15 protein-coding genes are annotated in these 13,858 nt (G+C 67.8%); 10 read left to right on the top strand and 5 right to left on the bottom strand.

Going from position 1 to position 13,858, the window contains the following annotated elements:
• Positions 1 to 287 precede the first annotated feature (287 nt).
• On the bottom strand, positions 288 to 860 hold the full coding sequence (locus ACQ3HB_RS19250) for a TetR/AcrR family transcriptional regulator (RefSeq protein ID WP_430922332.1): 573 nt from the start codon (positions 858 to 860) through the stop codon (positions 288 to 290).
• A gap of 114 nt (positions 861 to 974) precedes the next feature.
• Here ACQ3HB_RS19250 and ACQ3HB_RS19245 point away from each other — a divergent pair, with 114 nt between their 5' ends.
• The gene (locus tag ACQ3HB_RS19245) at positions 975 to 2,525 is read left to right on the top strand and encodes an MFS transporter (protein WP_430922330.1); all 1,551 of its coding nucleotides are present in this window, start codon (positions 975 to 977) and stop codon (positions 2,523 to 2,525) included.
• 94 nt (positions 2,526 to 2,619) lie between these two features.
• Here the strand turns inward: ACQ3HB_RS19245 and ACQ3HB_RS19240 are convergent, their stop codons facing one another.
• Positions 2,620 to 3,345 carry a helix-turn-helix transcriptional regulator gene (locus tag ACQ3HB_RS19240; RefSeq protein WP_430922328.1) on the bottom strand — a complete coding sequence of 242 codons (726 nt, stop codon included), beginning with the start codon at positions 3,343 to 3,345 and terminating at the stop codon, positions 2,620 to 2,622.
• A gap of 179 nt (positions 3,346 to 3,524) precedes the next feature.
• On the opposite strand from ACQ3HB_RS19240, the gene ACQ3HB_RS19235 reads away from it, so the two are divergent.
• The 5 genes from ACQ3HB_RS19235 to ACQ3HB_RS19215 are packed head-to-tail and all read left to right on the top strand — an operon-like array spanning position 3,525 to position 7,795.
• The gene (locus ACQ3HB_RS19235) at positions 3,525 to 4,490 is read left to right on the top strand and encodes an ABC transporter substrate-binding protein (protein WP_430922326.1); all 966 of its coding nucleotides are present in this window, start codon (positions 3,525 to 3,527) and stop codon (positions 4,488 to 4,490) included.
• Positions 4,487 to 5,461: an amino acid ABC transporter permease gene (locus ACQ3HB_RS19230; RefSeq protein WP_430922324.1), complete on the top strand. Its 975-nt coding sequence runs from the start codon at positions 4,487 to 4,489 to the stop codon at positions 5,459 to 5,461. Before ACQ3HB_RS19235 ends, ACQ3HB_RS19230 begins: the two co-directional genes overlap by 4 nt.
• Entirely contained in the window at positions 5,458 to 6,267 is an 810-nt protein-coding gene (locus ACQ3HB_RS19225; protein WP_430922323.1) for an amino acid ABC transporter ATP-binding protein, read from the top strand. Before ACQ3HB_RS19230 ends, ACQ3HB_RS19225 begins: the two co-directional genes overlap by 4 nt.
• Entirely contained in the window at positions 6,264 to 7,397 is a 1,134-nt protein-coding gene (locus ACQ3HB_RS19220) for an aminotransferase class V-fold PLP-dependent enzyme (RefSeq protein ID WP_430922321.1), read from the top strand. Before ACQ3HB_RS19225 ends, ACQ3HB_RS19220 begins: the two co-directional genes overlap by 4 nt.
• Positions 7,394 to 7,795 carry a Rid family detoxifying hydrolase gene (locus ACQ3HB_RS19215; protein ID WP_430922320.1) on the top strand — a complete coding sequence of 134 codons (402 nt, stop codon included), beginning with the start codon at positions 7,394 to 7,396 and terminating at the stop codon, positions 7,793 to 7,795. The genes ACQ3HB_RS19220 and ACQ3HB_RS19215 overlap by 4 nt, the downstream gene beginning before the upstream one ends.
• Before the next feature lie 449 nt (positions 7,796 to 8,244).
• On the opposite strand, the gene ACQ3HB_RS19210 is transcribed toward ACQ3HB_RS19215, so the two are convergent.
• The gene (locus ACQ3HB_RS19210) at positions 8,245 to 8,916 is read right to left on the bottom strand and encodes a YdeI/OmpD-associated family protein (RefSeq protein ID WP_430922318.1); all 672 of its coding nucleotides are present in this window, start codon (positions 8,914 to 8,916) and stop codon (positions 8,245 to 8,247) included.
• A 170-nt stretch (positions 8,917 to 9,086) separates the two neighbouring features.
• Positions 9,087 to 9,986 carry an SDR family oxidoreductase gene (locus tag ACQ3HB_RS19205; RefSeq protein WP_430922317.1) on the bottom strand — a complete coding sequence of 300 codons (900 nt, stop codon included), beginning with the start codon at positions 9,984 to 9,986 and terminating at the stop codon, positions 9,087 to 9,089.
• Between the two features lie 89 nt (positions 9,987 to 10,075).
• On the opposite strand from ACQ3HB_RS19205, the gene ACQ3HB_RS19200 reads away from it, so the two are divergent.
• Positions 10,076 to 10,666, top strand: coding sequence for a TetR family transcriptional regulator (locus ACQ3HB_RS19200; protein ID WP_430922315.1), 591 nt, complete (start codon positions 10,076 to 10,078; stop codon positions 10,664 to 10,666).
• 88 nt (positions 10,667 to 10,754) lie between these two features.
• Here the strand turns inward: ACQ3HB_RS19200 and ACQ3HB_RS19195 are convergent, their stop codons facing one another.
• Positions 10,755 to 11,372 (bottom strand): NAD(P)H-dependent oxidoreductase, encoded by a 618-nt coding sequence (locus ACQ3HB_RS19195; protein ID WP_430922313.1) that lies wholly within the window; start codon positions 11,370 to 11,372, stop codon positions 10,755 to 10,757.
• 79 nt (positions 11,373 to 11,451) lie between these two features.
• On the opposite strand from ACQ3HB_RS19195, the gene ACQ3HB_RS19190 reads away from it, so the two are divergent.
• Genes ACQ3HB_RS19190 through ACQ3HB_RS19180 form a run of 3 tightly spaced genes read left to right on the top strand, consistent with a single transcriptional unit; the run spans position 11,452 to position 13,838 of the window.
• Complete coding sequence (locus ACQ3HB_RS19190) at positions 11,452 to 12,051, top strand: TetR/AcrR family transcriptional regulator (protein WP_430922311.1); 600 nt, start codon at positions 11,452 to 11,454, stop codon at positions 12,049 to 12,051.
• Between the two features lie 8 nt (positions 12,052 to 12,059).
• The gene (locus ACQ3HB_RS19185; RefSeq protein WP_430922309.1) at positions 12,060 to 12,737 is read left to right on the top strand and encodes a transmembrane-type terpene cyclase; all 678 of its coding nucleotides are present in this window, start codon (positions 12,060 to 12,062) and stop codon (positions 12,735 to 12,737) included.
• 21 nt (positions 12,738 to 12,758) lie between these two features.
• A complete protein-coding gene (locus ACQ3HB_RS19180) occupies positions 12,759 to 13,838 on the top strand; it encodes a lipocalin-like domain-containing protein (RefSeq protein ID WP_430922307.1) in 1,080 nt (359 codons plus the stop codon).
• The last annotated feature ends 20 nt before the right edge of the window (positions 13,839 to 13,858 follow it).

The raw sequence follows: 13,858 nt of genomic DNA, 5'->3' as shown, positions 1-13,858 counted from the left end.
GCTGCTGCGTCGGCTGCGAAACCGGCTGGTACGGTTCCGGTTTCACCGGACTCTGCTGCGGCCCATCGGGCGCCGGTCCGCCCGGGCTGCTCCAGCCCGTCGTGTCGTCCGACATCGTCCACCCGTTCCCGCGAAGCACGCGCTGCTCACGCGCACAGGAATGGTGCGATCCGATTCGCCCAGCGATGCGGGCGCATGCTTCCGCGGACCGCGGCGCACAGATCCGAGACGAGTGGGTCGGTGGCCCGAATTCGTCACCGTTCGGCCCTGTGACGCCCTGCGGCGGTTCACGCAGGAGGTGCGACACCGTTCCGCAGGGCTTCGAAGAACCGTTCGAAGCGGACCCGATGGTCCATGAGCACGTCGGCGGACGACTCTCCCGCGATGAGGCGCCCGGCACTCTCGGTCAATACGCTGCCGTAGCCGGCGATGAAGAACGCCGCGAACAGCGTCGCGTCGCCGTCGAATGAGGCATCGCGGTCGAGTTCGTCCGCGAGGGTCCGCTGGAGGTCGGCGGCGATCTCACGTGCCCGTGCGACGAGGGCCGGCGATGCCGCGACGGTGCGGAAGAAGGGGACCGAGCGCTCGTCGGCCCCGGAGAGAGGCTGCCGCTCGTCCAAGAGGCGGAAGGTCAGCTCCCGCAACGATGCCAGTGGGTCGATACCGGAGGGTCGATCGCGGACGGCCGCGCGCAGGAACTCCTCCGCATCGACGGAGCGGTCGAGATAGAGGTCCTCCTTCCGCGGGAAGTGGTTGAAGACCGTGACACTCGAGACGCCGGCTTCGCGCGCCACGTCCGCGACGGTGACGGCGTCGAACCCACGCTCGAGGAACATCTTCGCTGCCACCGAAGCGATCATCGCACGTGTCTGCGGACCGCCTCGCGCTGCCGTTCTGGGCATCCGATCTCACTTTCTTGTGTGCATAAAGCTACATTACTTGCGTGACTACATTTAGTGACTTAACCTAATGCTATGATCACCATTCAGCCCAGCGAGCCTCGTGACCCGACCACGAGCGACCCGTCCATCACCCCGGCCCCGCACGGCCCCCAGCCCCCGCATTCCCTGCGTGAGGCCTGGATCGCCCTGGCCGGCTTGTCCGCCGTGTTCCTGTTCGAGATGCTCGACAACTCGATCCTCAACGTCGCCCTCCCCACGATCGGTCGCGAACTGCAGGCCTCCACCACCGGTCTGCAATGGGTGACGGGCGCCTACTCGGTCGTCTTCGGCGGCTTGATGCTGGCGTTCGGCGCGCTCGCGGACCGATTCGGGCGCAGGCGGATCATGCTCATCGGGCTCGTACTCCTCGCCGTCGCGAGTCTCGCCACCGCATTCGTCACGACATCGGAGCAGCTCATCGCTGTCCGAGTCGCGATGGGCGTCGCAGCAGCGATGACGACCCCGGGGTCGATGTCGCTCGCCTTCCGCCTCTTCGCCGACGACGGCCTTCGCGTCAGGGCGATCACGCTCATCTCGACGGCCGGGCTCGTCGGGCTGGCGATCGGCCCGACCATCGGCGGCCTCGTACTCGCGGTCGCTCCATGGCAGGTCCTCCTCCTCGTGAACGTCCCGATCGCCGTGCTCGCCTTCATCGGCATCCGGTTCGGCGTCGCGAAGGACGTCGCCGAGGAACTGCATCGCGATCCCGTGGACGTCGGCGGCGCGATCCTCGGCACGGCGACCATCGTTGCCGCCCTCGTCGCACCGACCCTCTTCGTGCACGATGGCGTCGGATCCTGGGCCCCGTGGACGGCGACCGCGATCGCCGTCCTGGCGGCCGTCCTCTTCGTCGTCCGCGAGCGCACCGCGCGCCATCCGCTCCTCGACCTCTCCCTCATCGCCCGTCCGCTCGTGTCCAGCGGCCTGGCCTTCAAGGCCGCAACAGGCCTCGCCACGGCGGGCCTCGGCTACCTCGTGACCCTGCAACTGCAGCTCGCCTGGGGGTGGCCGCCGGCACTCGCGGCGCTCGGGATGCTGCCGCAGGTCATCGTCCTCCTCGCTGGCGGGGTCTTCGTCAGCCCCTTCGTGCAGCGTGTCGGCTTCGAGCGGGCGGCCTGGATCAGCGCTGCGACGGTCGTCGCCGGCCTCGCCGTCTACGCAACGCTCGGTGGATTCGGCTACGGCTGGGTCGCGCTCTCCCTCGTACTCGTCGCCGCCGGGATGCGTGTCGTCGGCGTCGTCGCCGGCACCAACGTGCTGCGCGGCCTGCCCGAGAATCGGACGTCGATCGGCTCGGCGCTCGTCGACACATCCACAGAGGTCGCGTCAGCCATCGGCATCGCCGTCACCGGCACGATCCTCGCGGCCCTCTTCACGGGCAGCATCACGGCATCGGCATGGACGGCCCAGCAGGCGGCGGAGTTCCACGACACCGTGACGATCGCGGGCCTCACGCTCACGGCGCTTGCGGCGGCCCTGGTCGGCTGGGGCTTCGCCCGCGCGTCCGGGACCATCCCCTCCTCCCCCGCATCCCCTGCCTCCCCCGCCGCCGACGCGCCAGCCACCGCCGACGCGCCGAGGTGAGGCTTCCGGTCGTTTCTGGGCGCCGAAAACGACCGGAAGCCTCACCTCGGCAGGAGGGCCGGGCGGGCAGGGGCAAGGGCAGGCAGGGGCAGGCTCAGTCGGCCCGACGCACCTGCTTGACGTAGCGGTAGACCGTCGGCTCCGACACGTGCAGCGCCTCAGCGACCTGGGTCACAGCCCCCTTGAGGAGGAAGACGCCGGCCCGCTCGAGCTCGCGCACGGCCGAGATCTTCTCATCCGGTGTCATGCGCTGCGGCTCGACGCCTTGGACGGAGACGATGCGCGCGATGCCGTCGAGCGCCAGCTCGTCGACGTTCGTACTGAGTCGCTCCGTCACGCCGGAGGATGCGCGTGAGCCGTCGACATCGATTCCCTGCTGACCCTTCACGATGCCGGTGGTCTCGGTGATCGCTTCGAGCAGGTCGCGTGCGCGGGTGAGCGGTTCGTCGTCGATGTTCAGGCAGAGCATGCCCGTGACGGCGCCGTCGTCGTCGCGGATGAAGTAGGTCGAGGAGCGGAACGTGCCGCCGGTCCGCGATTCCGCGAGGTAGTTGGCGAGGAAGTCACGGTCGTCGTGTTCGTGGTTCTGGAGGACTTTGAGGACGAGGTCCGTGGCCGGCCCCCCGACCGCCCGGCCGCTTACGTGCCCGTTGGTGAGGGCGACGATCGAGCGACTGAGATCGCTCGTGTCGTGCAGGACGATCTCCGTCCGCGGGCCGAGGATCTCGGCGAGGAAGTCCATCATCGGCAGGTACGGGGCGAACTCCGGACGCAGCACGCGACTCTCGTCGACGACCGTCGTTGCGGGGGCTCTCGTCATGGCCGCTCCTGTTGTTCGTGTGGATTCCGATGCTACCGAGGGACGAGCGGATGCCCTCCAACATGGCGTCCACATTACCGCCGTGTAACAGATTCCTCGCATTGTGATAATTTTCTCTCATCACGCTAAGGAATCGACTAGATTCCGATGACCGACGAAGTTCACCGAAAGGCGCCACCATGACCCGCACCCGATCCCGCTCCGCGCTCTGGACCACCGCCACCGCCGGCGTTGCCCTCGCACTGACCCTCACCGCCTGCGGTGGACCGACCGTCTCCCAGCCCGGCGACGCATCGACCGGCTCCGCATCCTCCTCCACCGTCCCCGACACGAGCGCACTGCTCGAAGCGGTCACGAAGGACGACGCACTCGCCGCGAAGGTCCCCGCAGCCATCGCTTCCTCCGGCAAGCTCACCGTCGGCTCCTTCGTCCAGTCCGCCCCGAACAACTTCTACGCGGCAGACGGCTCAACCGTGATCGGCTCCGACCACGACCTCATCACCGCCATCGCGAAGAAGCTGGGCCTCGACGCCGACTACCAGAACCAGGACTTCGGTTCGCTCATCACGAGCCTCCAGTCCGGCCGCGTCGACGTCACGATCGCCGCGATGAACGACACCGCCGAGCGTCAGGCCGCCATCGACTTCGTCGACTACCTCACCTCCGGGATCACGATCATGGTGAAGAAGGGCAACCCGGAGAAGATCACCGGACCGGACACGCTCTGCGGCCACAAGATCGCCGTCGTGACCGGCACGAGCCAGCAGGCGTTCGCCGAGTCGACGAGCACCACGTGCACGACCGACGGCAAGAAGCCGCTCGAGATCACCGTGACCGACAGCGACAGCCAGAACCAGACGCAGCTCCGAACCGGCCGCATCGACGCGATCGTCAACGACCTCCCGAGCGCCGTCTACATCTCGAAGACCACGCAGGACGGCAAGGCGTTCGAGGTCGTCCCTGGCGACGTCATCGACGGCGCACCGTACGGCATCGGCGTCAACAAGAGCGCCCCTGAACTGCGCGACGCGATCGCCGCGGCCCTCGACTCCCTCATCGCGGACGGCACCTACGCATCCATCCTCAAGGCCTGGGGCATCACCTCCGGCAGCGTCGACGCGGCAACCGTCAACGGGGGCAAGTGAGCGTGACCTCCCCCACCCCCACCACCGCTGACGGAAGCGCTCGCGCCTCCTCGGCGACCCGCACCCTGCTGCCCCAGGTGCGCCTGAAGCACTGGGGGCGGTGGGTCAGCGCGGTCGTCATCGTGCTGCTCCTCGCCGCCCTCGTCTACGGCGCCGCGCAAGGCGACATCTCGTACCAGGACATCCCCTACTACGTGATCTCGCCGATCATCCTGCAGGGACTCGTCGGCACGATCGTGCTCGCGGTCGTCGCGCAGGTGAGCGCCGTCATCATCGGCGTCGTGATCGCACTCATGCGCATCTCGAAGAACCCCGTGGCGCAGGCGTTCGCAGCCGGCTACACCTGGCTGTTCCGCGGCCTGCCCGTGCTCCTGCAGATCCTCCTCTGGTACAACCTCGCGTTGATCTTCCCCCGCCTGGAGATCGGCATCCCCTTCACCGACATCTCGTTCATCGATGTCAGCACAAACGATGTCATGACGACCTTCGTCGCCGCCTTCCTCGGTCTGGCGCTCAACGAGAGCGCCTACATGGCGGAGATCGTGCGCGCCGGTCTGAAGAGCGTCGACCGCGGGCAGATCGAGGCCGCTCAGTCGATCGGTGAGACGCCCATGCAACGGATGAGCCGTATCGTCCTCCCCCAGGCGATGCGCGTCATCATCCCGCCGACCGGCAACGACTTCATCAACATGCTCAAGGGCACGGCGATGGCGTCGGTCATCGGCTACCTCGAACTGATCAAGGCCGCGAACAACATCTCCTCCTTCAACCTGCAGGTGATGGAGACGCTCATCGCGGCGGCGATCTGGTACATGGTCATCGTGAGCGTCGCGAGCGTTGGCCAGTACTACCTGGAGCGCAGTTTCGACCGGCAGGACCGTCGCCCGGGCGGGCCACCGAACGCGCGCGCCCTCCGTCGCAAGATCGCAGCGGACCTCGGCCGCGCACCTCTCATCAGGAGCACCCCATGACCATCTCGGACACATCAACGCGTTCGGCGTCCGCCGGGCAGGCGGCTCCCGTCCTGGAAGCCATCGGCATCGGCAAGTCGTACGGGAGCCACGAAGTGCTGCGCGACGTGTCGTTGACCGTCCGAAGCGGCGAGGTCGTCTGCATCATCGGTCCCTCCGGTGCGGGCAAGTCGACGTTCCTGCGCACCCTCAACCGGCTCGAAGAGCCAGACACCGGCGAGGTGTGGGTGGGCGGCGAGCCGATGGGCTTCGAGCAGCGCGGCGGCAAGCTGTACGAGCTGAGCGAACGGAAGCTGTCCGCCCAGCGCGCGAAGACCGGCATGGTCTTCCAGCACTTCAATCTCTTCCCGCACCTCACGGTCCTCGGGAACATCATGGAGGGGCCGGTGCAGGTGCAGCGGCGTCCAGCCAAGCAGGTGCGCGCCGAAGCCGTGGAGATCCTGGAGCGGGTGGGACTCGGCGACAAGGTCGACGCCTACCCAGGCCAGCTGTCCGGCGGGCAGCGGCAGCGGGTGGCGATCGCTCGGGCGGTTGCGATGAAGCCGTTGTTCCTGCTGTTCGACGAGCCGACGTCCGCGCTCGACCCAGAGCTCGTCGGCGAAGTCCTCCGGGTGATGGGCGACCTGGCGCGCGACGGGATGACGATGCTCGTCGTCACCCACGAGATCGCGTTCGCTCGCGAGGTCGCCGACCGCGTGGTCTTCATGGCCGATGCGGGGATCGTCGAGGAGGGTCCCGTCGAGCAGGTGCTCGGGTCGCCCCGCGAGGCACGCACGAAGCAGTTCCTGCAGCGGGTGCTCTCGTGAGCGGGGGCCACGACGCACACGCCGACGCGTATCTCGGCTCGTTCAGCGAACCGGTCGGCTACCTCAACTTCGGCAGCTACGGTCCTCCGTCGAAGCCCGTCGTCGAGACGATCTCGCGACTCGCGGCTTCGGCCGGCGAGGGCGTTCCGTCCTCGGGGCTGCACGCGGAGGACGAACGCGCGCTCGCCGCGGTCAGTCGGCTCACCGGGTTCGACCGAAGTGCGGTCGCGTTGACGTCGAGCACGTCGATGGGACTCCTGCAGTTCGCGTTCGGCGTGCCCGGCGGCGAGGTGCTCGTGAGCGCCGCCGAGTTCCCCTCGAACCTGTACCCCTGGTGGCGGGCGGAGGAGGCCGGCATCCTCACGGTTCGCACGCTCCCCCCGGCCGGCGGGAACGCGCTCGCGCCGGTGACGCCGGAACGCGTGGCCGATGCCCTCACCCCGGACACCGTCGCCGTCTCCGTCAGCGCCGTCGACTTCCGGACGGGATTCCGCGCCGATCTGGCCGGCATCCGTTCCGTGATCGGCGATCGCCTGCTCATCGTGGACGGGATCCAGGGATTCGGCGTCGTCGCCACCGACTGGACCGTTGCGGACGCGCTCGTCGTCGGCGGCCAGAAGTGGCTGCGGGCGGGCTGGGGAACGGGCTTCACGGCCCTCTCCGCTCGGGCGCTCGACCGTCTCCGGCCGCTCGTCAGCAGTTGGACGGCCGTCGAAGGGCCGAGTCGCTACGACGGCGTGCCGCACGAGCTCCTGCCCGGTGCGCAACGCTTCTCGGTCACGAACGGTTCGCCGTTCGCATCCGGCGCGCTCGCCACCGCGCTCACGCAGCTCGAGACCGTCGGCGTCTCCGCTGTTCAGAGCCGCATCGAGTCCTCGGCGTCCGCGTTCATCGATCGTCTGCAGGCCGCCGGAGTTCCCGTGCTGTCGCCGACCGCGCCGGAACAGCGCGCGGGCATCGTCGTCGCGGGACTCCCCGACGGCGACGCGGCCTCCGTCCACCAGACGCTCGAGGCGGTCGGCGTGACGGCGACCCTGCACGGTCCCGACCGCATCCGGTTCAGCGTCCACGCCACCACCACACCTGCCGCGCTCGACGCGGCCATCGCCGTTCTGGGAGGAACCTCATGACCCGCTCGACCATCGACATCAGCTCCGTCCACACCGATGACGCGCCCGCCGCGATCGGTGCGTACTCGCAGGCCGTCCGCGCCGGCGACCTCGTGTTCGTGTCCGGACAACTGCCCATCGACCCGGCCACGGGCGTCTTCGCCGGACCCGGCGTGCGCGAGGAGGCGGCTCAGTCGCTCCGCAACGGCGCCGCGATCCTCACCGCTGCCGGATCGGACATCACGCGCGTGGTGAAGACCACGGTGCTGCTGACCGACATCAACGACTTCGCGGTCGTCAACGAGGCCTACGGCGAGGTCTTCTCCGGTGGCGTGCTCCCGGCGCGTGCCGCGTACCAGGTCGCCGCGCTGCCGAAGGGTGCTCGGGTCGAGATCGAGTTCGTCGCCGCCCTCGCCTGACGTACCTGGTCCCCGAGCCTGTCGAAGGGCACCGTTCTCGATCCCTCCGCCAGCCACTCCGGTCCCTGAGCCTGTCGAAGGGCACCGTTCTCGATCCCTGAGCCAACCGCTCCTGTCCCTGGGCCAACCACTCCGGACCCTGGGCCAATCACTCCGGTCCCTGAGCCTGTCGAAGGGCACCGTTCTCGATCCCTCCGCCGGCCACTCCTGTCCCTGGGCCAACCGCTCCGGTCCCTGAGCCTGTCGAAGGGCCACACTCCCAGACACCGCCCTCGTCACACACCGACCCCATCGACCACAACTCCTTCGATTCCGACATCACCGATCGGCGCTGCCCCGGAATTCCGGGGAAGTTGGGCCGCACCGTGGTCGAATCGAAGGAGTTATGGTCGATCGAGGCACTTCGACAGGCTCAGTGACCGACAGCTGGGCCGCGACCGGAGGCCGACTCAGCCGGCGTCGCGGACGGCCTTCGCAGCCTCGGCCGCACGCTCCGCCCACTTCGGCACCTCGCCGTAGCGCTGGAACGGGACGAGCACGCCTGCGGCGCTGTCCTCGATGAGTTGCACGAGTCGTCTCTCCCGTGTCGCCTCCTGCTTCGCGGTCAACACCCAGTGGACGACCTGTCTGCGGTACGTCGGCGTCGCGAGATCCCAGAACGCGGTCGCGGCAGCATTGGCTGCCAGACGTGCCGCGCTCTCCGGCGGCAGTTCCTGCGCTTCGGTCTCATGCGAGTAGATCCCGGAGCGATCCGTCTTCCGTCGTTCGTACGCCGCGATGCCCGCGGGGAGCATCCGTCCAGCTGCGGTGAGCTGTTCGACGAGGTTGATGTTGACCGTCGACCAGGTGCTCGACGACTTCCGTGGCGTCCAACGCTGGCGGGCGGAGTCCTCGTCGATGCGCTGCTTCACGGAGTCGATCCAGCCGAAGCACAGCGCTTCCGGGACCGCTTGTTCCCAGGTGAGCCCCTGATCCGGCACGTGCTTGCGGTAGAGCCCCATCCACAGTTCCGTCGCCGTCTCGTGATTGGCCTCGAGCCATTGCCGGAACTCTTGCGGACCGCTGAAGAAGATCGCGGGCCGTTCCTCCGTGCCTCCGGGCGTGCCGATCTGCCTGCTCATGCCCCGATGATCGCACACCCCTCCGACGCTGTCCCCGCTCCCTTGCCGCCCTCTCCTCTGCTTCCCCGCCGAGGTGAGGCTTCCGGTCGTTTCGGGCGTCCGAAAACGACCGGAAGCCTCACCTCGGCGGGTGGTGCGCGCGAGTGGTGCGCACGGAGGGGCAAGGAGCGTCAGAGGGCTGAGTAGGCGCCGCTCGCGATGTCGGCGAAGAGCGTCGGCCCCGTCGGCGTCCAGTCGAGGAGGGTGCGCGTCGCGATGGCCGTGGCCGGGAGGTTGAGACCGAAGAACCGACCGACCGGACCGAACTGCTGAGCGGCGGCCTCCTGCGGGATCGAGGCCACGGGAAGCGAGAACGCAGCCCCGATCGCCTCAGCGATGGCACGGGTCGAGACACCCTCCTCGGCGACCGCGTGGAGACGCGATCCGGCGGGGGCGCGCTCGACCGCCAGACGGATCAGTCGCGCGGCATCGCTCGCATGGACGGCCGCCCAGACGTTCTCGCCGTCACCGATGTACGCGGATGTCCCGTCCTGCTCCGCCGCACGGACGATGCCGGGGATGAACCCGCGCCGATCCCCGAGACCGTGGACGCTCGGCGCCAGTCGTACCACGGACGCACGCACGTCGCGGTCGGCGTACTCGAGGGTGAGGTTCTCGCTCCCGCCCCGCATGGAGTCGAGGCCGACGGCGGGCGAGACGTCCGCTTCGGTCGCCGGTCGACCCTGGATGATGCCGGCGAGCGCCGACGCCACGACGAACGCCCGCCCGGAGCCGGCGAGCGCGTCTCCGAGCGTCTGGACGGCGGTTCGTTCGGCCAGGTTGGTCGCCGCGGGGTTCGCCCAGTCGTGCTTGTTGGCGAGGTGGACGACGGCATCGGCGTCGGCCGCCCCGCGCCGGAGGCTGTCGAGGTCGTCGAGGTCGCCGCGCAAGGCCGTCGCACCCTTCGCGGATACTGCGTCGGCCGACTCGGCGGAACGGACCAGCCCGGTGACGGTGTACCCGGCGGCGATGAACTCGTCGACCGCCGTCGATCCGACCCAGCCGCTCGCTCCCGTGATGAAGACGTGCATGATGTTTCCTTCCGTCCGGCGCCGCCGGATAATGTCAGCTTCTGACAATATAGGTGAATGTCAGAGCCTGACACAAGTAGGATCGAGACATGTCCAGGCCACCGACCGACGCACGCGAACGATTGAAACGCGCCGCCCTCACCCAGTTCGCCGCGCGGGGATTCGATGGCACGACCGTCGCGGACATCGCAGCCGAAGCCGGCCTCACCGAGCGGACCTTCTACCGCTATTTCGCCGACAAGCGAGAGGCCCTGTTCACCCCGCAGAGCGAGTTCAACGCGCTGTTCCTCGCGGACTTCGCGACGTCGTCCGACTCCCCGGATGCGACTGGCCGGGATCCGCGGACCGCCGTCGAACGCGCCATCCTCGCAGCGACCGTCGCGTTCCCGAATGAACGCCGCGAACAGTCTCGGGCACGCCAGCGAGTCCTCGAGGCGGAAGTGCGCTTCCAGGAGCGGGAGTTGCTGAAACTCGCCACGCTCACGTCGGCACTCGCCGCAGCACTCGTCGAGCGTGACATCGAACCCCTCATCGCCCGCCTCGCCGCAGAACGCGGCGCAGCCGTCTTCCGTGTCGCATTCGACGTCTGGGTGGATCGTGACGATGCGACGACCTTCACGGACACCGCACGAACCGTCTTCGCCGATTTCGACCGCCTGAGCGGGTCACGCGACGCATAGCGAACAGCACCGCCGACCGGTTGCATCATCCGTGTCACACCGACATCGAACCCCGCGCCCTGCAGCGCTCGATCGCCGCTCGAAACCCTCACATTCCGGCGAAGCGATCCTCGACGCCCTGCAGAATGCGCTGCCGTTCGTGCAACGTTCTCGATGACGGGTTGGTGAAGTTCAGCCAGCGGAGTCGCCTCACGCCGATCTTCCGGAATGTTCCGCGGAAGAGGATCTTCGTGATCGGGTTCCCGAACAGCCATCGGTAGATCAGGTCCGGGGTCGTCATGACGGTCATCAGCGTCACCCCCTGCAGGTTCTTCACACCGTTGACGAACGGCCGGCCGGGTTTCGACTCCGAGTAGACGATCCCTTTCGTCATGACCTTGTCGAGGAAGCCTTTGGTGCTCGCCGGCATCGCCTCCCACCAGATGGGGAAGACGAAGACGAGGTGATCCGCGAGCTTGAGCCTGGACTGGTAGTCCGCGGCCTGGTCGTCGACGACGGATTTCTGGCGCCACGCCGCGAGGTCGATCTCGTGCATCACGGGATCGAAGCGATCACGGTGCAGATCGATGAGGTCGACGTCGTGGCCCGCTCGTTCGAGTCCTCGGCGTGCCGCCGCGGCGATGGCTGCGGAGAAGCTGCGGCGGTGCGGGATGTTCTCGGACGCCTCGGCGCCGTAGGGGTGGTCGAAGACCATGAGTACTCTCATGCGGTTCCTGTTCACAAGCGGTTCAGTAGCGGACGCTGCAACATTACGGTACATTTGTACCGGAAGTTAGGAGTTCGCAGTGAACACGAAGCCGGATGGACGTCTCGAACGGGGCCGCGCACGCCGAGAGCTCCTCCTCGATGCGGCGGTCGCCGTCATCGCGACGAACGGCTCCGGGCTCCTCACCCACCGTGCGGTCGCCGCGGAAGCGGGCGTTTCACTGGCCTCCGTCACCTATCACTTCTCCGGCATCGCCGAACTGCGGCAGGCGAGCTTCGATCATGCGGGTTCGCGCATCGGCCTCGCCTTCCGCGCGCTCGTGGAAGCGCATCGCGACGAGCCGCACCGCCTGCCGGAACTCACCGGCGGGCACGCGAGGACACTCGTCGGCCAGAGCCGCCAGGACACCCTCGCCGTCTACGAGATGATCCTCGCGTCGAGCCACGACGAGTCGCTCCGCCCGGTCATCCGGGAGCTCGACGGGCACCTGGCCGACCTCCTGACCGGGTACGTCGGCGGACGTGAGACCGGACTCGTGGTCGCCTCCGCCATCCAAGGCCTCATCCTCAGCCACCTCGCCAGGGGCGATTCCGCCGACGCCGACGCCGACTCCGACGCCACCGCCCTCGCGCACGCCATCGCCGATCTCGTCCACCGCTTCGCCGCACCAACCCTCTAGGAGCCATCGTGCAACTCTTGCTCACCGCCCTCAGCGGCCTCGCCTGGACGATCGTCTACATCGAGGCCATCCGTCTCGGCTTCCGCCACAAGACCTACGCGATGCCCGTCGCCGCGCTCGGCCTCAACATCGCCTGGGAGTGGACCTACGCCGTGCACGACCTCGTGTACGACCCGCAGATCCAGGCGTACGTGAACCTCGTCTGGGCGCTCGCCGACGTCGTGATCCTCTTCACCTTCTTCCGATTCGGGCGTCGCGAGTTCCCGAAGCTGGTCTCCAAGCCGCTCTTCATCGGATGGGGCGTCGCGATCGTCGCGAGCTCGTTCGTCATCCAGTGGCTGTTCATCGCCGAGTTCGGCATGGAGGGCATGAAGGCCGCGCAGTACAGCGCATTCCTGCAGAACCTGCTCATGTCGGGTCTGTTCATCGCGATGTTCGTCGCTCGCCGGGGTGCACGCGGTCAGAGCCTCGTGATCGCGGTCGCGAAGTGGATCGGCACGCTCGCGCCGACGATCCTGTTCGGCTTCATCAACGGCTCACTCTTCGTGATCGGGATCGGCCTGCTCTGCAGCGTCTTCGATCTCGCCTACATCGGGCTGCTCCTCTGGGCGAAACGTCGCCCTGAGCGGTTCGACCCCGCGGCTGCGATCGCCGCACCGATCGGCGACCAGCCACGACTCGGCTGACCGTCACAGAAAGGAACGACCATGTCGAACCAACCACTCGCCGTCACCGCCGGCACACCCGCCGATTACCAGCGCCTCGGCCTCGCGCCGGATCACATCGGGGCATGGGAGGACGGCGCCCGGACCGACAACCGGAAGGGCACCTACGAGTGGTGGTACTTCGATGCGCACCTGGAAGACGGGGCGAAGCTGGTCGTGGTGTTCATGAACAAGGACCTCACCTCCCCGAACCACCCCCTCGACCCGATCATCCGCGTGAACCTCGATCTCGCCGACGGCCGCAGTTTCACGAAGATCGTCCATTTCGATCCAGATCAGTGGTCAGCCTCGACCGATGGTGCGGACGTGCGCATCGGCGACAACCGGTTCTCGGGCGACCTGCACACGTATCGCATCACGGCGAACGTGGAAGGCCTCGCCGTCGATGTCACGCTCACCGGCACCGTTCCCTCCTGGCGACCGGAAACCGGATACATGCTGTTCGGCGAGGATCGCGCGAAGGAGTTCTCCTGGCTGCCGTCGGTCCCGCAGGGGCGGGTGGAGGCCACGTACTCGATCGACGGCGAGTCGCACACGACGAGCGGTGTCGGCTACCACGACCACAACTGGGGCAACGTCGGCCTCATGGACATCGTCCACGACTGGTACTGGGCGCGCGGCGAAGCGGGGCCGTACACGGTCATCGCGTCGTACATCACCGCCCATGAGCGCTACGGCTACGAGGCCATCCCGATCTTCATGCTCGCGAAGGACGGCGTGATCATCGCCGACGACTCGCACGAGGTCACCTTCGCGACCGATGGCGTGTACACGGATGAGCACACGGGCAAGCCCGTCGCACGCGTGACGAGCTACACCTACGACGACGGCACGGATCGCTACGTCGTGAGCTTCACGCGGGAGCGGGATCTGGCCAGGGACCGCATGATCGACGGCGTCACGGGCCTCAAGCGCCTCGCGGCAAAAGCGGTCCGATTCGACGGCGCGTACCTTCGGTTCACGGGTCCGTGCAGCGTGCAGCACTTCCGTGGGGACGCGCTCGTCGACGAGTACAGCCAGCCGGCCATCTGGGAGCTGATGTACTTCGGGCACGCCCGCTGAGGATCGCGATGCGTTCCGGG

The organism is Plantibacter lichenum, from assembly GCF_050587525.1.
In the GTDB taxonomy this organism is placed as follows: Bacteria; Actinomycetota; Actinomycetes; order Actinomycetales; family Microbacteriaceae; genus Plantibacter.
Note: the sequence above shows the minus strand (reverse complement) of the source record. Positions and strands in the feature narration are given on the sequence as shown.

What these genes read in the sequence shown, in the direction of transcription:
- ACQ3HB_RS19250 (WP_430922332.1), bottom strand. Translation starts at nt 860, where the DNA reads ATGATCGCTTCGGTGGCAGCGAAGATGTTCCTCGAGCGTGGGTTCGAC.
- ACQ3HB_RS19245 (WP_430922330.1), top strand. Translation starts at nt 975, where the DNA reads ATGATCACCATTCAGCCCAGCGAGCCTCGTGACCCGACCACGAGCGAC.
- ACQ3HB_RS19240 (WP_430922328.1), bottom strand. Translation starts at nt 3,345, where the DNA reads ATGACGAGAGCCCCCGCAACGACGGTCGTCGACGAGAGTCGCGTGCTG.
- ACQ3HB_RS19235 (WP_430922326.1), top strand. Translation starts at nt 3,525, where the DNA reads ATGACCCGCACCCGATCCCGCTCCGCGCTCTGGACCACCGCCACCGCC.
- ACQ3HB_RS19225 (WP_430922323.1), top strand. Translation starts at nt 5,458, where the DNA reads ATGACCATCTCGGACACATCAACGCGTTCGGCGTCCGCCGGGCAGGCG.
- ACQ3HB_RS19215 (WP_430922320.1), top strand. Translation starts at nt 7,394, where the DNA reads ATGACCCGCTCGACCATCGACATCAGCTCCGTCCACACCGATGACGCG.
- ACQ3HB_RS19210 (WP_430922318.1), bottom strand. Translation starts at nt 8,916, where the DNA reads ATGAGCAGGCAGATCGGCACGCCCGGAGGCACGGAGGAACGGCCCGCG.
- ACQ3HB_RS19205 (WP_430922317.1), bottom strand. Translation starts at nt 9,986, where the DNA reads ATGCACGTCTTCATCACGGGAGCGAGCGGCTGGGTCGGATCGACGGCG.
- ACQ3HB_RS19200 (WP_430922315.1), top strand. Translation starts at nt 10,076, where the DNA reads ATGTCCAGGCCACCGACCGACGCACGCGAACGATTGAAACGCGCCGCC.
- ACQ3HB_RS19195 (WP_430922313.1), bottom strand. Translation starts at nt 11,372, where the DNA reads ATGAGAGTACTCATGGTCTTCGACCACCCCTACGGCGCCGAGGCGTCC.
- ACQ3HB_RS19180 (WP_430922307.1), top strand. Translation starts at nt 12,759, where the DNA reads ATGTCGAACCAACCACTCGCCGTCACCGCCGGCACACCCGCCGATTAC.